We start from the raw sequence: 16,165 nt of genomic DNA, 5'->3' as shown, positions 1-16,165 counted from the left end.
ACCAGTGAGGGGGCGCAACGGCCCCCGCACGGTTGAATCTTGAGAAGACGGGCGGTTACTTCTCGACCTCGGAGGCGAGCTTGACGAGCATCGCGTCGTAGATCCGGCCGAGGCCCTTGGGGGCGAAGGTCTTCTCGAAGAAGCCGCCGATGCCGCCGGCGCCGGTCCAGGTGGTGGTCACGACGACCCGGGACCTGCCCTCGCCGGCCGGGGTGACCCGCCAGGTGGTGACCATGGAGGAGTTGCGGTCCTTCTCGACCAGCTCGCCGTCGGTGGGCTCGCTGACCTCCAGGAGGCAGTCGCGCACGCGCTTGCTGGTCGCCTGGAGCTTCCAGTGGACGAGGGTGCCCTCGCCGTCGCCGCCCTCGCGCACCTCGTACTCGCTGAAGTGCTCGGGCAGCAGCTTCTCGCGCGTCCCGCTGTAGTCGGCGAGGGCGTCGAACACCGTCTCCGCGTCCGCCGCGACGATCCGCTCCGTAGTGGCCTCGACCTGCGCCATCAGGTTCCTCCAGGACATGGTTGCTCGGGGGTCGGGGCAAGCCAACCACCCCGCTGCCCGGCCCCCCAAATCGGGGTCCCCGAACCCGGTCGAACACGTTCGTAAAGCACCCTCGCACGATCAAGGGAACATGTGTTCTATTCTGTGGGCAGTGCTACCGAGGAGGCGTCATGCGCTGGGAGAACCTCACAGTGGATTCCGAACACGGCCGGGCCGACTCCGCGCTGTTCGGCGCGGACGCGGTGACCACCCGCACCTTCGACACGCCGGAGTTCGCGGGCATCACCTTCCACGAGATACGGGCCCGTTCGATCATCAACCGGGTGCCGGGGGTCTCGCGGATGTCGTTCCAGTGGACGGTCAACCCCTATCGCGGCTGCTCGCACGCGTGTGTGTACTGCTTCGCGCGCAAGACGCACAGCTACCTCGACCTCGACACGGGCCTCGGCTTCGACACCCAGATCGTCGTCAAGATCAACGCACCCGAGCTGCTGCGCCGGCAGCTCGGCTCGCGGCGCTGGCAGGGCGAGCACATCGCGATGGGCACGAACGTCGACTGCTACCAGCGCGCCGAGGGCCGCTACCGTCTGATGCCGGGCATCATCTCGGCCCTGCGCGACCACGCGAACCCCTTCTCGATCCTGACCAAGGGCACGCTGATCCTGCGCGACCTGGACCTGATCAGGCAGGCCGCGGAGGTGACCGACGTGGGCATCTCCGTCTCGGTCGGCTTCACCGACACCGAGCTGTGGCGCACCGTCGAGCCGGGCACGCCCGCGCCGGAGCGGCGTCTGGACGTCGTACGGACCCTGAGCGAGCACGGCATCGGCTGCGGTGTGCTGATGGCGCCGGTGATCCCGTTCCTGGGCGACCGGCCGGCCCAACTGCGGGCCACCGTGCGAGCGATCGCGGCCTCCGGCGCCACGTCCGTCACCCCGCTGGTGCTGCATCTGCGGCCCGGCGCCCGCGAGTGGTTCATGGCCTGGCTGGCCCGGGAGCATCCGTATCTGGTGGCCCGGTACGAGCGGCTGTACGCGGAGGGCTCCTACGCCCCGAAGTGGTACCAGCGCCGGATCACCCGTCAGGTCCACGAGCTGGCCGAGGAGTACGGCATCGGGCCCACGCGCGCGGGCCTGCCGCGCCGGATCCGGCCGCCCGAACCGGCCGGGCCGCCGACGTCCGAACCCACCCAACTGTCGCTCATATAGGAGCGTTCGAGCGCATCTCGCGGCCCAATCGGGTCAAGTCTCGACGGAACACGTTCTTCCGGAGCCGCTTGCCGGGACGAATCGGCGATGACCGTGAACTCCGCGGTCCGACGCCCTCCGCCCTGGAAGGACTCCATGAGAACACGCGCAGCCGTGCTGTGCGGCGCTGCCGCCGTGCTGGCCGGGAGCCTTACGGCCGTGCCCGCCGAGGCGAGCGCACCGCACTCCGCGGAAACGTTTCGCGCCGCGAAACCCGGCTGGAAGAAGTGCGGCACCACCGACTATCCGATGCTCCAGTGCGCGTCCGTCAAGGTGCCGCTCGACCACGCGAACCCGCGCGGTCCGCAGATCACCCTCGCACTGTCCCGCGTCCCGCACACCGCCGCGACGTTCCAGGGCCCGCTGCTGGTCAACCCCGGCGGCCCCGGCGGCGACGGTCTGACGCTCGCCGGTTTCGTCGCGACCTCGCTGCCCAAGGAGGTGGCGGCCCAGTACGACATCATCGGCTTCGACCCGCGCGGAGTGGGCGAGAGCAGCCCCGCGCTGGACTGCCGGCCCGGCTACTTCGGCCCGGTGCGCCCCGACTCCGTGCCGAGCACACCCGAGGTCGAGCGGGCCAACCTCGCCCGCGCCAAGTCCTTCGCCGTCTCCTGCACGGAGAAGTACGGGCACCTGCTGCCGCACATCAACACGGTCAGCGCCGCGCACGACATCGAGGTGATCCGGCAGGCACTGGGCGCGCGGAAGATCAACTACTTCGGCTACTCGTACGGCACCTATCTGGGCGCGGTCTACGGGCGGCTGTACCCGCAGCACGTGCGGCGCATGGTCCTGGACTCGATCGTCGACCCCACCGACGTCTGGTACACCGCCAACCTCAACCAGGACCACGCCTTCAACGACCGCCACCGCGCCTTCATGGCCTGGGTCGCCAGGCACGACGAGCGGTACCGGCTCGGCACCGACCCGGAGAAGATCGAGGCCGCGTGGTACGCGATGCGGGCGGCGCTGGCCAAGAACCCGGCGGGCGGCAAGGTGGGCGCCGCGGAGCTGGAGGACACCTTCGTCCCGGGCGCCTACTACAACGGCTACTGGCCCTATCTGGCGGAGGCGTTCGCGGCCTACGCGAACCACGGGACCACCGCCCCGCTGGTCGAGGTGTACAAGAACTTCGGCTCGGTCGACGCCGCCGACGACAACAGCTACAGCATCTACACCGCGGTGCAGTGCCGGGACGCGTTCTGGCCGCGTGACTGGCATCAGTGGCGCAAGGACAACTGGGCGGCGTACGAGAAGGCGCCGTTCATGACCTGGAACAACGCCTGGTACAACGCACCGTGCGCGTTCTGGCCGACCGACGCGGCGCGCCCGGTGAGCATCGCCAACGGCCAGCTGCCGCCGGCCCTGCTGTTCCAGGCGACGAACGACGCGGCCACGCCCTACGAGGGCGGCGTCACCGTCCACGACCTGCTGGCGCGCTCCAGCCTGGTCGTCGAGCAGGGCGGCGGCAACCACGGCATCACGCTGAGCGGGAACGCCTGCCTGGACAAGTACCTGGCGACCTATCTGTCCGACGGCACGGTGCCGCGTGGTGTCGGCACACGGGACGCGACGTGCGACGCCCTGCCGGAACCCAAGCCGTTGACGTCGAAGACGGCGTCGATGTCCGCCCGCGGCTCGACCCTGCACCGCCTGCTCGGCTTCCGCGGCTGAGCACCCGGCCGTCCGTCGGGGCGGTCACTGTCAGACCGGTGGTCCACTATGGCCCCATGAGTGACCTGACGAGAATCGCCGCCCCGGCCGGGGTCGCCGCCGCCGCCCAGTACAGCCACGTCGTCATGGGCACCGGCCGTTTCGTGGCCGTCGCCGGTCAGCTCGCGCTGGACGAGCGGGGCCGGCTGGTCGGCGAGGGCGACCCGGCGGCACAGGCCCGCCAGGTCTTCGAGAACCTCGGGCGCTGCCTGGCCGCGGCCGGGGCGACCTTCGACGACGTCGTCAAACTCACCTACTTCGTCACGGACATGGCCCATATGCCGGCCATCCGCGCGGCCCGCGCCGAGCACATACCCGACGACCGGCTGCCGGCCGCCTCGGCGGTGCGGGTCGCCGGGCTGGTCCGGCCCGAGTTCCTGATGGAGATCGAGGCCTTCGCGGTGGTGGCGCAGTGAAGGGGCTCCGGGTCCGGGAGATGGCGCTCGCCGACTGCGACCGCGTCGCGGAGATCCGCACCGGCGGCTGGCGGAGCGCCTACCGGGGGCTGATCCCGCAGTCGTATCTGGACGGGCTCAGCGTCGCGGAGGACGCCGACCGGCGTCGCGGGTACCTCGCGCAGGCCGATGACGGCGTGGTGAACCTGGTCGCCGAGGACGACGGGGGCGAACTCGTCGGCTGGGCCTGCCACGGCCCGTACCGGGACGGTGAAGTCCTCACGCCGGACGCCGAGTTGTACGCCATCTACGTCGACCCGGAACACCTGGGACGGGGTGTGGGACAGGCACTGCTCGCGGAGTCGGTCGAGCGCTGCTCCAGCGCGGGACACGGCCGGCTGCTCCTGTGGGTCCTCAAGGAGAACGGCCGGGCCCGCCGCTTCTACGAACGGGCCGGCTTCCAGGCGGACGGCGCCGAGGAGCCCTTCGAGGTGGAGGGCACCTCCGTCCCCGAAGTGCGCTACGCGAGACCGCTCCCCCGCTGACCTCACCGCTGCCTCGGAATCCTGCCCAGCGCCCGCACCGCCGCCTCGGCGAGCACCGGATGGGCGAGGGCCTCGTCCAGGACGGGCCTGGCCCGGGCGTCGCCCAGCGTGCCGAGTCCGTCCACACAGGCGAGGGCCACCCGACGGTAGGGGTCGTGCGGCCGCAGCCGCCGCCGCAGGGTGGTGATCAGCGCGGGCACGGCCTCCGGGGCGCGCAGCTCCACCAGGAGCCGTACGGGGTGGAGGGCGTAGGCGACGCGCAGTTCGTTGGTGGCGAGGGCGGCGGCCGCGCGGGCGGTGCGCGGGTCGCCGAGGCGGGCGAGGGCGTAGGCGGCGGAGGCGCAGCGCGGCGGGTCACGGTGGTTCAGCAGCAACACCAGCGCCTCGAAGGCCCGCCGGTCCCCCGCCAGCCCGAGCCGGAACGCGGCCAGCTCCCTCGCCCACAGCTGCTGCCCGGGTGCCGTCAGCACCCCTGCCAGGGCATCGACGTCCTCGGTCGCCACGAGCCGCTCGAACGCGGGCACCGCCCCCGACTCCTGCCGTAAGCGCAGCGTGAGTGATCGCAACTCTTCGTCCATGACTGAGAGGGTAGGGGCGCTGCGAGCTGCGCGGGACGTACATCACAAAGACGAGGGCTGGCGCGCTCGTTACCCGCCAGTTAAGCTCAGACGAGCGAGTTACCCACTCGTTTTCCTCGCGGCGGTCTGGTGACGCGGCCGTCGTGAGAGCAGTCGGTTCGGTGCTTCAGGTACCGAGGTGCGACTCGGCCCCGGGACAGGGCCGGTCCTCCCTTCACCGGGCGTGTGCGCTTGCAGCCCGGCAACACCCGCACTCCGCACGCACCCGGTGCGCCCCTCGGCGCACCCGGGCGTGTTCCCCGTCGTCACCCTCATTCCTGGAGTCCCGCGATGGCCACTCCCCTGTCCGACCCGTCCCATTCCCCGCTGCAGACCATCGCCGTCGTCGGCCTCGGCACGATGGGCACCGGCATCGCCGAGGTCCTCGCCAAGGCCGGCCGCGAGGTCGTCGGCATCGACATCAGCGAGGCCCAGGCCGCGAAGTGCGTCGCCGCCCTGGAGGCCTCCACCGCCCGCGGCGTCGAGCGCGAGCGGCTGACCGAGCAGGAGCGCGCCGACATCCTCGCCCGGGTCCGCACCTCCACCGACCTCAGGACGGCGGCCGACGCCGACCTGGTCATCGAGGTGGCGCCCGAGTCGTACGAGGTCAAGCAGCAGATCTTCCGGGAGCTGGACGGGATCGTGCGCCCCGGGACGATCCTGGCGACCGGCACCAACGCCCTGTCCGTCACCCGGCTGGCCGCCGAATCCTCCCGTCCGGAGCGGGTGCTGGGCCTGCACTTCTTCAACCCGGCCCCGGCGATGCGGCTGGTCGAGGTCGTCTCCTCGGTGCTGACCGCGCCGGCGGCCGTCACGGCGGTCACCGACCTCGCACTGGACCTGGGCAAGGAGCCCGTCGCGGTCGGCGACCGCCCGGGGTTCGTCGCCGACGGCCTGCTCTTCGGCTACCTCAACCAGGCCGCCGCGATGTACGAGGCGAAGTACGCCTCCCGCGAGGACATCGACGCCGCGATGCGGCTGGGCTGCGGGCTGCCCATGGGCCCGCTGGCGCTGCTCGACCTGATCGGCGTCGACACCGCTCGCACGGTCCTGGAGGCGATGTACGCCGCGTCCCGCGACCGTCTGCACGCACCGGCCCCGATCCTCAAGCAGCTGAGCGAGGCGGGCCTGACCGGCCGTAAGGCGGGGCGTGGTTTCTACACGTACGAGGCGCCGGACAGCCCGGTCGTCGTGCGGGACGCGCTCACCCCGCTGGAGGACGGCGGCCTGACCGCGGGCCGGGAGATCCGCTCGGTCGGTGTCGCGGGCTCGGGCACCATGGCCTCCGGGATCGCCGAGGTCTTCGCCAAGGGCGGGTACGACGTGGTCATCGCCGCCCGCAGCGAGGAGAAGGCCCAGGCCGCGAAGGCCCGGATCGGCAAGTCCCTGGCCCGCTCGGTCGACAAGGGCCGCATGACCGCCGAGGCCGCCGCGCAGACCCTGGACCGCGTCACCCCGACGGGCACCTACGACGACTTCGCCGACGTCGACCTGGCCCTGGAGGCCGTCGCCGAGGACCTGGAGGTCAAGCGGCAGCTGTTCGCCGCGCTGGACAAGGTCTGCAAGCCGGGCGCGATCCTGGCCACCACCACCTCGTCCCTGCCGGTCGTCGCCTGCGCCCGTGCCACCTCGCGCCCGCAGGACGTGATCGGCATGCACTTCTTCAACCCGGCGCCGGCCATGAAGCTGGTCGAGGTCGTCCGTACGGTGCTCACGGCCGACGACGTCCACGCGACGGTCCGCGAGGTCTGCGGCCGGATCAGGAAGCACGCGGTGGACTGCGGGGACCGGGCGGGCTTCATCGTGAACGCGCTGCTGTTCCCGTACCTGAACAACGCGATCAAGATGGTCGAGGAGCACTACGCGTCCCTCGACGACATCGACGCGGCGATGAGGCTGGGCGGCGGGTACCCGATGGGTCCCTTCGAGCTGCTGGACGTCGTCGGACTCGATGTCTCGCTCGCCATCGAGAAGGTCCTGCACCGCGAGTTCCGCGACCCGGGGCTCGCCCCGGCGCCGCTGCTGGAGCATCTGGTGGCCGCGGGCTGCCTCGGCCGCAAGACCGGCCGTGGCTTCCGCGAATATGCCAAGCGCTGAGGGTCCCGGCGACTGGTTCCGGTCCGGTGCCGAGTGGGGTGGCCTGCTCGGCCCGGACCGGTTCCACGAACCAGGCCATGCGCAGCGAGCTGCGCACATGCAGTACGTTCAGGGCATGCCCCAGCCCGCCCAGTCCTCACGTACACCAGCTACGACCGACGCGCCGGAACGTTCCGCAGGCTCTCGCGCCGCCGCCCAGCGGCTCAAGATGCGCCGGGAACTGGCGGCCGCCGCGATGGAGCTGTTCGCGACCAAGGGGTACGAGGCGACCACCGTCGACGAGATCGCGGCCGCGGCCGGGGTCGCCCGGCGCACGTTCTTCCGCCACTTCCGCTCCAAGGAAGAGGCGATCTTCCCCGACCACGACGACACCCTGATCCGCGCCGAGGCGGTGCTCAACGCCGCGCCCGCGCACGAGCATCCGCTCGACACGGTGTGCCGCGGCATCAAGGAAGTCATGAAGATGTACGCGGCCCGGCCGGAGATCTCGGTCGCCCGCTACAAGCTGACGCGTGAGGTGCCCACGCTGCGCGAGGCGGAGATCGCGTCGGTGGCCCGTTACGAGCGACTGTTCACCCGCTATCTCCTCGGCCACTTCGACGAGCGCGCGCACGCCGACGACGCCAACGACGACCCGCTGCTGGCGGAGGTCGCCGCGTCCGCCGTGGTCACCGCCCACAACCACGTCCTGCGGCGCTGGCTGCGGGCCGGCGGGCAGGGGGACGTGGAGACGCAGCTGGACCACGCCTTCGCGATCGTGCGCAAGACCTTCGGCACGGGCATCGGGGCCGGGCGCTCCACGGAGCCGCAGCCGGCCGCCGCCACGGCCTCGACCCAGGGCGAGGTGCTGGTGACCGTCGCCCGTACCGACGCCCCGCTGGACGAGGTCATGAGGACCATCGAGCAGGCGCTCAAGGAGCGCTGAGCGCTCGCACCACCTGTGATGACGGCCACCCCACGGGGTGGCCGTTTTGGCATGTCAGGGGCCGTTTTGACATGCCCCGCCGAGGCCATTCGATCGATCATCGCTCATTTGTTACGTAAAGATTTCATCTGAGAGCAAGTTCTGGCACTCAGTGCCTTGCGGGGTGACACGCGGTGTCATACGTTGAAGAGGTCCGGGCGACGTCCCAGCAAGCTCACCGCCTGCTCGCCCGGACGCCTGCGTCACAGGCAACCTCCCGCGCCACCAGCGCTGCCGAACAGCACCACCGCCGAACCGACGGCACACCCTCAACCCTCAGCAGCACCGACGTAACCCTCAGCGCCCCTCCCTCAGGGCGCACACCGCCGGAGGCAACACCGTGACCATGAAGGACATCCTGGCCGCGATCCAGTCGCCCGACTCCGCGTCGGAGGACTTCGCCGCCCTCCCGCTCCCCGAGTCGTACCGCGCGATCACCGTGCACAAGGACGAGACGGAGATGTTCGCGGGGCTCACCACCCGCGACAAGGACCCCCGCAAGTCGATCCACCTGGACGAGGTTCCGGTCCCGGAGCTCGGCCCGGGCGAGGCCCTGGTGGCCGTCATGGCCTCCTCGGTCAACTACAACTCGGTGTGGACCTCGATCTTCGAGCCGCTGTCGACGTTCGGGTTCCTGGAGCGCTACGGCCGCACCAACGAGCTGGCCAAGCGCCACGACCTGCCGTACCACATCATCGGCTCCGACCTCGCGGGCGTCGTCCTGCGCACCGGCCCGGGCGTCAACGCCTGGCAGCCCGGTGACGAGGTCGTCGCGCACTGTCTCTCGGTCGAGCTGGAGTCGTCCGACGGCCACAACGACACGATGCTCGACCCCGAGCAGCGCATCTGGGGCTTCGAGACCAACTTCGGCGGCCTCGCCGAGATCGCCCTGGTCAAGTCGAACCAGCTGATGCCCAAGCCCGACCACCTCAGCTGGGAGGAGGCCGCCGCACCGGGCCTGGTGAACTCCACCGCCTACCGGCAGCTGGTCTCCCGCAACGGCGCCGGCATGAAGCAGGGCGACAACGTGCTCATCTGGGGCGCGAGCGGCGGACTCGGCTCCTACGCCACCCAGTTCGCGCTGGCCGGCGGCGCCAACCCGATCTGCGTCGTCTCCAGCGAGCAGAAGGCGGACATCTGCCGGGCGATGGGCGCGGACGCGATCATCGACCGCAACGCCGAGGGCTACAAGTTCTGGAAGGACGAGAACACCCAGGACCCCAAGGAGTGGAAGCGCTTCGGCAAGCGCATCCGCGAACTCACCGGCGGCGAGGACATCGACATCGTCTTCGAGCACCCCGGCCGCGAGACCTTCGGCGCGAGCGTGTTCGTCACCCGCAAGGGCGGCACCATCACCACCTGCGCCTCCACCTCGGGCTACATGCACGAGTACGACAACCGCTACCTGTGGATGTCGCTGAAGCGGATCATCGGCTCGCACTTCGCCAACTACCGCGAGGCCTGGGAGGCCAACCGGCTCATCGCGAAGGGCAAGATCCACCCCACCCTGTCCAAGGTGTACTCCCTGGAGGACACCGGCCAGGCCGCCTACGACGTGCACCGCAACCTCCACCAGGGCAAGGTCGGCGTCCTCGCGCTGTCCCCCGAGGAGGGCCTGGGCGTGCGCGACCACGAGAAGCGCGCCAAGCACATCGACGCCATCAACCGCTTCCGGAACATCTGAGGTCCGTCCATGAGTGAGCGTCAGAAGGACCGGCCGTGGCTCATGCGCACGTACGCCGGTCACTCCACGGCCGAGGCGTCCAACGAGCTGTACCGGCGCAATCTCGCCAAGGGGCAGACGGGTCTGTCGGTGGCGTTCGACCTGCCGACGCAGACCGGCTACGACTCCGACCACATCCTCGCCCGCGGCGAGGTCGGCCGGGTCGGTGTGCCGATCGCGCACCTCGGTGACATGCGCAGGCTGTACCAGGACATCCCCCTGGAGCAGATGAACACCTCGATGACCATCAACGCCACGGCCATGTGGCTGCTGGCGCTCTACCAGGTCGTCGCCGAGGAGCAGGGTGCGGACATCACCAAGCTCCAGGGCACGACCCAGAACGACATCGTCAAGGAGTACCTGTCCCGCGGCACGCATGTGTTCCCGCCGGGGCCGAGCCTCCGTCTGACGACGGACATGATCGCGTACACGGTCTCCCACATCCCGAAGTGGAACCCGATCAACATCTGCAGCTACCACCTGCAGGAGGCGGGCGCCACGCCGGTGCAGGAGATCGCGTACGCGATGTCCACCGCGATCGCCGTGCTCGACGCCGTGCGCGATTCCGGCCAGGTGCCGCAGGAGCGCATGGGCGACGTCGTCGGCCGCATCTCGTTCTTCGTGAACGCGGGCGTCCGCTTCGTCGAGGAGATGTGCAAGATGCGCGCCTTCGGCCGCATCTGGGACAAGGTCACCCGCGAGCGCTACGGCATCGACAACCCCAAGCACCGCCGCTTCCGCTACGGCGTCCAGGTCAACTCCCTGGGCCTGACGGAGGCGCAGCCGGAGAACAACGTCCAGCGGATCGTGCTCGAGATGCTGGCCGTGACCCTCTCCAAGGACGCACGCGCGCGTGCCGTGCAGCTGCCCGCCTGGAACGAGGCGCTGGGCCTGCCCCGCCCCTGGGACCAGCAGTGGTCGCTGCGCATCCAGCAGGTGCTGGCCTACGAGAGCGATCTGCTGGAGTACGAGGACATCTTCGAGGGCTCGAAGGTGATCGAGGCGAAGGTGGAGGAACTGGTCGAGTCCGCCCTCGCGGAGATCGACCGCATCCAGGAGATGGGCGGCGCGATGGCGGCCGTCGAGTCCGGCTACCTCAAGTCCCAGCTGGTCTCCTCGCACGCCGAGCGCCGGGGCCGGATCGAGTCGGGCCAGGAGAAGATCATCGGTGTCAACGCCTTCGAGGGCACCGAACCGAACCCGCTGACCGCCGACCTGGACACCGCGATCCAGACGGTCGACCCGGCGGTCGAGGCCCGGGTGATCGCGGGCCTGCAGAAGTGGCGCGACAACCGCTACCAGCCGCCCTTCAACCACCCGCGCCCCTGCAAGGCGCTGGAGCGGCTGAAGGACGCCGCCCGTGGCACCGAGAACCTCATGGAGGCCACCCTGGAGTGCGCCCGCGCCGGGGCGACGACCGGTGAGTGGGCCGGGGCCCTGCGCGAGGTGTTCGGCGAGTTCCGCGCCCCGACGGGCGTCTCGTCGGCGCCCGTGGCCGTCCCCGTCGAGGAGGGCAGCGCGCTGGCCGTGGTCCGCCGCAAGGTGGATCTGACGGCCAAGGACCTGGACGTCGGCAAGCTGCGCTTCCTGGTCGGCAAGCCGGGCCTGGACGGGCACTCCAACGGCGCGGAGCAGATCGCCGTGCGCGCGCGTGACGCCGGCTTCGAGGTGGTCTACCAGGGCATCCGGCTGACGCCCGAGCAGATCGTGGACGCGGCCCTCGCCGAGGACGTGCACGCGGTCGGCCTGTCCATCCTGTCCGGATCGCACGCCCAACTGGTCCCGGACGTGCTCGAACGGCTCCGTGTGGCCGGTGCCACAGATATACCCGTGATCGCCGGTGGCATCATCCCGAATGGTGACGCCGAGCAGCTCAGGCAAGCCGGAGTGGCCGCTGTCTTCACCCCGAAGGACTTCGACATCACCGGAATCATCGGCCGCATCGTCGACGAGATCCGGAAAGCGAACAAGCTCGACCCCCTGGAGGTCCCCGCATGACCACGCCCGTCAACCGTCTCCGTCCGCGGCGCTCCTGTCTGGCCGTGCCGGGCTCGAACCCCCGCTTCCTGGAGAAGGCGCAGGGCCTCCCGGCCGACCAGGTCTTCCTCGACCTGGAGGACGCGTGCGCCCCGCTCGCCAAGCCCGACGCGCGGCACACCATCGTCAAGTTCCTCAACGAGGGCGACTGGACGGGCAAGACGCGCGTCGTGCGGGTCAACGACTGGACGACCGAGTGGACGTACCGGGACGTCGTCACGGTCGTCGAGGGCGCCGGCCAGAACCTCGACTGCATCATGCTTCCGAAGGTGCAGACGGCCCAGCAGGTCGTCGCCCTCGACCTGCTGCTGACCCAGATCGAGAAGACGATGGGCTTCGAGGTCGGCAAGATCGGCATCGAGGCGCAGATCGAGAACGCGCAGGGCCTGAACAACGTCAACGAGATCGCGACGGCCTCCCCGCGCGTCGAGACGATCATCTTCGGCCCGGCCGACTTCATGGCGTCCATCAACATGAAGTCGCTGGTCGTGGGCGAGCAGCCGCCCGGCTACCCGGCCGACGCCTACCACTACATCCTGATGAAGATCCTGATGGCCGCCCGCGCCAACAACCTCCAGGCGATCGACGGCCCCTACCTGCAGATCCGCAACATCGACGGCTACCGCGAGGTCGCCCAGCGCGCCGCCGCGCTCGGCTTCGACGGCAAGTGGGTGCTGCACCCGGGCCAGGTCGAGGCGTCCAACGAGATCTTCTCGCCGTCGCAGGAGGACTACGACCACGCCGAGCTGATCCTGGACGCGTACGACTACTACACGTCCGAGGCGGGCGGCAAGAAGGGCTCCGCGATGCTCGGCGACGAGATGATCGACGAGGCCAGCCGCAAGATGGCCCTGGTCGTCTCCGGCAAGGGCCGCGCCGCCGGCATGCGGCGCACCACCAAGTTCGAGATCCCGGAGGCGTGACGGCGATGCAGTTCGGACGCACCTACGAGGAGTTCGAGGTCGGCGCGACGTACAAGCACTGGCCGGGCAAGACGGTCACGGAGTACGACGACCACCTGTTCTGTCTCCTCACCATGAACCACCACCCGCTCCACATGGACGTCAACTACGCCGAGAAGACGACCGACTTCGGCAAGAACGTCGTGGTGGGCAACTACATCTACTCCCTCCTGCTCGGCATGTCCGTCCCGGACATCTCCGGCAAGGCCATCGCCAACCTGGAGATCGAGTCGCTGAAGCACGTGGCGCCGACCTTCCACGGCGACACGCTCTACGGCCAGACGACCGTGCTCGACAAGTGGCCGTCCAAGTCGAAGAACGACCGCGGCATCGTCCACGTCGAGACCAAGGGCTACAAGCAGGACGGCACGCTGGTCTGCGTGTTCCGCCGCAAGGTCATGGTGCCGACCGAGACCTACATCAAGGAGCGCGGCGGCGAGCAGCCCGGCCGCCCCGAGCTCAAGGAGCAGGAGAAGTAGCCATGGCGCGACTCGCCCAGACCGCCGGTCTGACGGACATCCAGCAGGAGATCCTGTCCACCGTCCGGGACTTCGTGGACAAGGAGATCATCCCGGTCGCCACGGAGCTGGAGCACCGCGACGAGTACCCCCAGCAGATCGTCGACGGGCTGAAGGAGTTGGGCCTGTTCGGCCTGATGATCCCCGAGGAGTACGGGGGCCTGGGCGAGTCTCTCCTGACGTACGCGCTGTGCGTGGAGGAGATCGCCCGCGGGTGGATGTCGGTGTCCGGCATCATCAACACCCACTTCATCGTGGCGTACATGCTCAAGCAGCACGGGACGCAGGAACAGAAGGACCATTTCCTGCCGAGGATGGCCGCGGGCGACATCCGCGGCGCGTTCTCGATGTCGGAGCCGGCCCTCGGCTCGGACGTCTCGGCGATCACGTCGAAGGCGGTGCGGGACGGCGAGGAGTACGTCCTGAACGGCCAGAAGATGTGGCTGACGAACGGCGGAACGTCGTCTCTGGTGGCCGTCCTGGTCCGAAGTGACGAAGGTCACCCCGAGGGCACCGCGCCCCACAAGTCGATGACGACCTTCCTCGTCGAGAAGGAGCCCGGCTTCGGCGAGGTCCGTCCCGGCCTCACCATCCCCGGCAAGATCGACAAGATGGGTTACAAGGGGGTCGACACCACCGAACTCATCATGGATGGCCTGCGGATTCCTGCGGATCGTGTGCTCGGCGGGGTCACGGGCCGTGGTTTCTACCAGATGATGGACGGCGTCGAGGTCGGGCGCGTCAACGTGGCGGCACGTGGCTGCGGTGTCGCTCAGCGTGCGTTCGAACTGGGCGTACAGTACGCGCAGCAGCGTCACACCTTCGGGAAGCCGATCGCCCAGCACCAGGCAATCCAGTTCAAGCTGGCGGAGATGGCTACCAAGGTCGAGGCCGCGCATGCGATGATGGTGAATGCAGCTCGCAAAAAGGACTCCGGGGAGCGAAACGACCTCGAGGCCGGGATGGCGAAGTACCTCGCCTCCGAGTACTGCAAGGAAGTCGTCGAGGACGCCTTCCGGATCCACGGCGGCTACGGCTTCTCCAAGGAGTACGAGATCGAACGCCTCTACCGTGAGGCGCCGATGCTGCTCATCGGTGAAGGTACCGCCGAGATCCAGAAAATGATCATCGGTCGGCGACTGCTCGAAGAGTATCGATTCCAGGGCTAGATGTCCGGATACGGGGTGTTTTCTTGGAGAAGAAGATCACACCCCGTCAGCACTCTTCTGCCGCCGACTCGGCTGCCTGGCTTACCCAGTTACGGCCCCGAGCCGCTACGATCGCCGGAAAGCCGCCGTCCCCCGTCAGAGTGCGGCCTCATCCGCTACGAAGGTCATCCATGCCCCACAGCCAAACCTCTGCACCACGCGACAGCCGGGCCGGCGTACGCCTCGCGCGCGGAGCATCGCCGTGGCTCCTTCCGACCGTCGCCACCGCAGCCCTCAGCCTGGCCCGTGCCCGCCGCTCCGGCGCCGCCAAGGCCGTCGCCGTTCCCGCCACCGCGCTCGCGGCGGGGATGCTGTGGTTCTTCCGCGACCCCGAGCGCGAGATCACCCAGGGCCGGGTCATCTCGCCCGCCGACGGTGTGGTGCAGAGCATCATGCCGTGGAAGGACGGCCGCACCCGCGTCGCGATCTTCATGAGCCCGCTCAACGTGCACGTCAACCGCGCGCCGCTGGCCGGCACGGTGACGTCCGTCGAGCACATCCCCGGTGGCTTTGTTCCCGCTTTCAACAAGGAGAGCGAGAACAACGAGCGGGTCGTGTGGCACTTCGACACCGAGCTCGGCGACATCGAGATGATCCAGATCGCCGGCGCGGTCGCCCGACGCATCGTTCCCTACGTGCCTCAGGGCACCAAGGTCGAGCAGGGCGAGCGGATCGGCCTGATCCGTTTCGGTTCGCGTGTGGACATCTACCTGCCCGAGGGCGTGGAGGTAGACGTCGAGGTCGGTCAGAAGACCGTGGCTGGGGTGACTCGCATTGACCGTGATTGATCCTGATACCAAGGCCGGCTGGGTCCCGGAGGCCGACGAGGTGGACGAAGAAGAGGAGATGCCCCTCTCCCTTCGCCTCTCGATAGCGGACACTCTGACACTCGGCAACGCCACGTGCGGGTTCATGGCGGTGTACTTCACGACCACCGGCATCCTCATCCCGCACCTCTCGGGTGACGATCTGGGCATGGCCCGCAACAGCGCGGCCACGGCCGTGATCCTGATGCTGTGCGCGGCCGTCTTCGACCTGTTCGACGGCCTCGTCGCCCGCAAGCTGCGCTCGTCGCCGATGGGTGCGGAGCTGGACAATCTCTCCGACCTGATCAGCTTCGGCCTGGCACCCGCGTACTTCGTGCTCGTGTACGGCATGGTCGCGCGGGACGCGCATGAGCGGGTCGCGGCGGTGGGCGCGATCGTTGTGCTGTTGGCGGTGGTGCTGCGGCTTGCGCGGTTCTCGTGCGTCACCGTGAAGGACGGGACGTTCCAGGGCATGCCGTCGCCGTTCGGAGCGCTGACGGTCGTGTCGATCGTGCTGCTGGAGCTGCCCTTCGTGGCGACGCTGCTGGCGATCCTGGGTACGGCGTGGCTCATGGTGAGCCGGGTCGAGTACCCGAAGCCGCGGGGGCGGCTCGCCGTGGCGATGCTGTCGTGGATCGTGCTGAGCATGGGGCTGCTCGCCGCGTGGGCGTTCGACGCGCCGAGCGGACAGCTGCTGCTGCAGACGGGGTGTGCGCTGCAGCTGGTCATGGGCGCGGTGATTCCGCTGTTCGCGACCGCTCGGCGGGTCAACAACTTCCGCGGCAACCGGCGCGAGGCGCGGGCGGCTCAGCTTCCGTAGCGTTCGACTCTTGT

At 69.4% G+C, this 16,165-nt stretch carries 15 protein-coding genes; 13 read left to right on the top strand and 2 right to left on the bottom strand.

Features of this window, described 5'->3' with window-relative positions:
• Nucleotides 1-55 precede the first annotated feature (55 nt).
• On the bottom strand, nt 56-499 hold the full coding sequence (locus ACFT4A_RS20115) for an SRPBCC family protein (protein WP_382832027.1): 444 nt from the start codon (nt 497-499) through the stop codon (nt 56-58).
• A 170-nt stretch (nt 500-669) separates the two neighbouring features.
• Here ACFT4A_RS20115 and ACFT4A_RS20110 point away from each other — a divergent pair, with 170 nt between their 5' ends.
• The 4 genes from ACFT4A_RS20110 to ACFT4A_RS20095 all read left to right on the top strand — a co-directional run bounded on the left by ACFT4A_RS20110 (nt 670) and on the right by ACFT4A_RS20095 (nt 4,399).
• Nucleotides 670-1,707, top strand: coding sequence for an Rv2578c family radical SAM protein (locus ACFT4A_RS20110; RefSeq protein WP_382832025.1), 1,038 nt, complete (start codon nt 670-672; stop codon nt 1,705-1,707).
• Between the two features lie 135 nt (nt 1,708-1,842).
• A complete protein-coding gene (locus ACFT4A_RS20105; protein ID WP_382832024.1) occupies nt 1,843-3,420 on the top strand; it encodes an alpha/beta hydrolase in 1,578 nt (525 codons plus the stop codon).
• Nucleotides 3,421-3,476: 56 nt separating this feature from the next.
• Complete coding sequence (locus ACFT4A_RS20100; protein ID WP_382832022.1) at nt 3,477-3,875, top strand: RidA family protein; 399 nt, start codon at nt 3,477-3,479, stop codon at nt 3,873-3,875.
• Nucleotides 3,876-3,895: 20 nt separating this feature from the next.
• On the top strand, nt 3,896-4,399 hold the full coding sequence (locus ACFT4A_RS20095) for a GNAT family N-acetyltransferase (RefSeq protein ID WP_382832092.1): 504 nt from the start codon (nt 3,896-3,898) through the stop codon (nt 4,397-4,399).
• A 2-nt stretch (nt 4,400-4,401) separates the two neighbouring features.
• On the opposite strand, the gene ACFT4A_RS20090 is transcribed toward ACFT4A_RS20095, so the two are convergent.
• A complete protein-coding gene (locus tag ACFT4A_RS20090; RefSeq protein ID WP_382832020.1) occupies nt 4,402-4,977 on the bottom strand; it encodes an adenylosuccinate lyase in 576 nt (191 codons plus the stop codon).
• A gap of 330 nt (nt 4,978-5,307) precedes the next feature.
• Here ACFT4A_RS20090 and ACFT4A_RS20085 point away from each other — a divergent pair, with 330 nt between their 5' ends.
• The 9 genes from ACFT4A_RS20085 to pssA all read left to right on the top strand — a co-directional run bounded on the left by ACFT4A_RS20085 (nt 5,308) and on the right by pssA (nt 16,151).
• A complete protein-coding gene (locus ACFT4A_RS20085; RefSeq protein WP_382832018.1) occupies nt 5,308-7,113 on the top strand; it encodes a 3-hydroxyacyl-CoA dehydrogenase family protein in 1,806 nt (601 codons plus the stop codon).
• 115 nt (nt 7,114-7,228) lie between these two features.
• On the top strand, nt 7,229-8,038 hold the full coding sequence (locus ACFT4A_RS20080; protein WP_382832016.1) for a TetR family transcriptional regulator: 810 nt from the start codon (nt 7,229-7,231) through the stop codon (nt 8,036-8,038).
• Nucleotides 8,039-8,423: 385 nt separating this feature from the next.
• Entirely contained in the window at nt 8,424-9,761 is a 1,338-nt protein-coding gene (ccrA, locus tag ACFT4A_RS20075) for a crotonyl-CoA carboxylase/reductase (RefSeq protein ID WP_382832090.1), read from the top strand.
• Nucleotides 9,762-9,770: 9 nt separating this feature from the next.
• The gene (locus tag ACFT4A_RS20070; protein WP_382832014.1) at nt 9,771-11,798 is read left to right on the top strand and encodes a protein meaA; all 2,028 of its coding nucleotides are present in this window, start codon (nt 9,771-9,773) and stop codon (nt 11,796-11,798) included.
• Nucleotides 11,795-12,760, top strand: a complete 966-nt coding sequence (locus ACFT4A_RS20065) for an HpcH/HpaI aldolase/citrate lyase family protein (RefSeq protein WP_382832012.1) — start codon at nt 11,795-11,797, stop codon at nt 12,758-12,760. The genes ACFT4A_RS20070 and ACFT4A_RS20065 overlap by 4 nt, the downstream gene beginning before the upstream one ends.
• 5 nt (nt 12,761-12,765) lie before the next feature.
• Entirely contained in the window at nt 12,766-13,278 is a 513-nt protein-coding gene (locus ACFT4A_RS20060) for a MaoC family dehydratase (protein ID WP_382832010.1), read from the top strand.
• Nucleotides 13,279-13,280: 2 nt separating this feature from the next.
• The gene (locus tag ACFT4A_RS20055; RefSeq protein ID WP_382832008.1) at nt 13,281-14,486 is read left to right on the top strand and encodes an acyl-CoA dehydrogenase family protein; all 1,206 of its coding nucleotides are present in this window, start codon (nt 13,281-13,283) and stop codon (nt 14,484-14,486) included.
• Between the two features lie 170 nt (nt 14,487-14,656).
• Nucleotides 14,657-15,313 carry a phosphatidylserine decarboxylase gene (locus ACFT4A_RS20050; RefSeq protein ID WP_215117587.1) on the top strand — a complete coding sequence of 219 codons (657 nt, stop codon included), beginning with the start codon at nt 14,657-14,659 and terminating at the stop codon, nt 15,311-15,313.
• A gap of 58 nt (nt 15,314-15,371) precedes the next feature.
• A complete protein-coding gene (pssA, locus tag ACFT4A_RS20045) occupies nt 15,372-16,151 on the top strand; it encodes a CDP-diacylglycerol--serine O-phosphatidyltransferase (RefSeq protein WP_382832088.1) in 780 nt (259 codons plus the stop codon).
• Nucleotides 16,152-16,165 lie beyond the last annotated feature (14 nt).

The organism is Streptomyces sp. NPDC057099 (assembly GCF_042671245.1).
GTDB lineage: Bacteria > Actinomycetota > Actinomycetes > Streptomycetales > Streptomycetaceae > Streptomyces > Streptomyces purpurascens.
The sequence above is the reverse complement of the archived record's forward strand: the minus strand, read 5'-3'. Positions and strand labels throughout refer to the sequence as shown.

Excerpts from the sequence above, each read along its gene's own strand:
- ACFT4A_RS20085 (WP_382832018.1), top strand. The coding sequence starts at position 5,308 with ATGGCCACTCCCCTGTCCGACCCGTCCCATTCCCCGCTGCAGACCATC.
- ACFT4A_RS20080 (WP_382832016.1), top strand. The coding sequence starts at position 7,229 with ATGCCCCAGCCCGCCCAGTCCTCACGTACACCAGCTACGACCGACGCG.
- ACFT4A_RS20110 (WP_382832025.1), top strand. The coding sequence starts at position 670 with ATGCGCTGGGAGAACCTCACAGTGGATTCCGAACACGGCCGGGCCGAC.
- ACFT4A_RS20060 (WP_382832010.1), top strand. The coding sequence starts at position 12,766 with ATGCAGTTCGGACGCACCTACGAGGAGTTCGAGGTCGGCGCGACGTAC.
- ACFT4A_RS20055 (WP_382832008.1), top strand. The coding sequence starts at position 13,281 with ATGGCGCGACTCGCCCAGACCGCCGGTCTGACGGACATCCAGCAGGAG.
- ACFT4A_RS20050 (WP_215117587.1), top strand. The coding sequence starts at position 14,657 with ATGCCCCACAGCCAAACCTCTGCACCACGCGACAGCCGGGCCGGCGTA.
- ACFT4A_RS20065 (WP_382832012.1), top strand. The coding sequence starts at position 11,795 with ATGACCACGCCCGTCAACCGTCTCCGTCCGCGGCGCTCCTGTCTGGCC.
- ACFT4A_RS20095 (WP_382832092.1), top strand. The coding sequence starts at position 3,896 with ATGGCGCTCGCCGACTGCGACCGCGTCGCGGAGATCCGCACCGGCGGC.
- pssA (WP_382832088.1), top strand. The coding sequence starts at position 15,372 with ATGCCCCTCTCCCTTCGCCTCTCGATAGCGGACACTCTGACACTCGGC.
- ACFT4A_RS20100 (WP_382832022.1), top strand. The coding sequence starts at position 3,477 with ATGAGTGACCTGACGAGAATCGCCGCCCCGGCCGGGGTCGCCGCCGCC.
- ccrA (WP_382832090.1), top strand. The coding sequence starts at position 8,424 with ATGAAGGACATCCTGGCCGCGATCCAGTCGCCCGACTCCGCGTCGGAG.
- ACFT4A_RS20070 (WP_382832014.1), top strand. The coding sequence starts at position 9,771 with ATGAGTGAGCGTCAGAAGGACCGGCCGTGGCTCATGCGCACGTACGCC.
- ACFT4A_RS20090 (WP_382832020.1), bottom strand. The coding sequence starts at position 4,977 with ATGGACGAAGAGTTGCGATCACTCACGCTGCGCTTACGGCAGGAGTCG.
- ACFT4A_RS20115 (WP_382832027.1), bottom strand. The coding sequence starts at position 499 with ATGGCGCAGGTCGAGGCCACTACGGAGCGGATCGTCGCGGCGGACGCG.
- ACFT4A_RS20105 (WP_382832024.1), top strand. The coding sequence starts at position 1,843 with ATGAGAACACGCGCAGCCGTGCTGTGCGGCGCTGCCGCCGTGCTGGCC.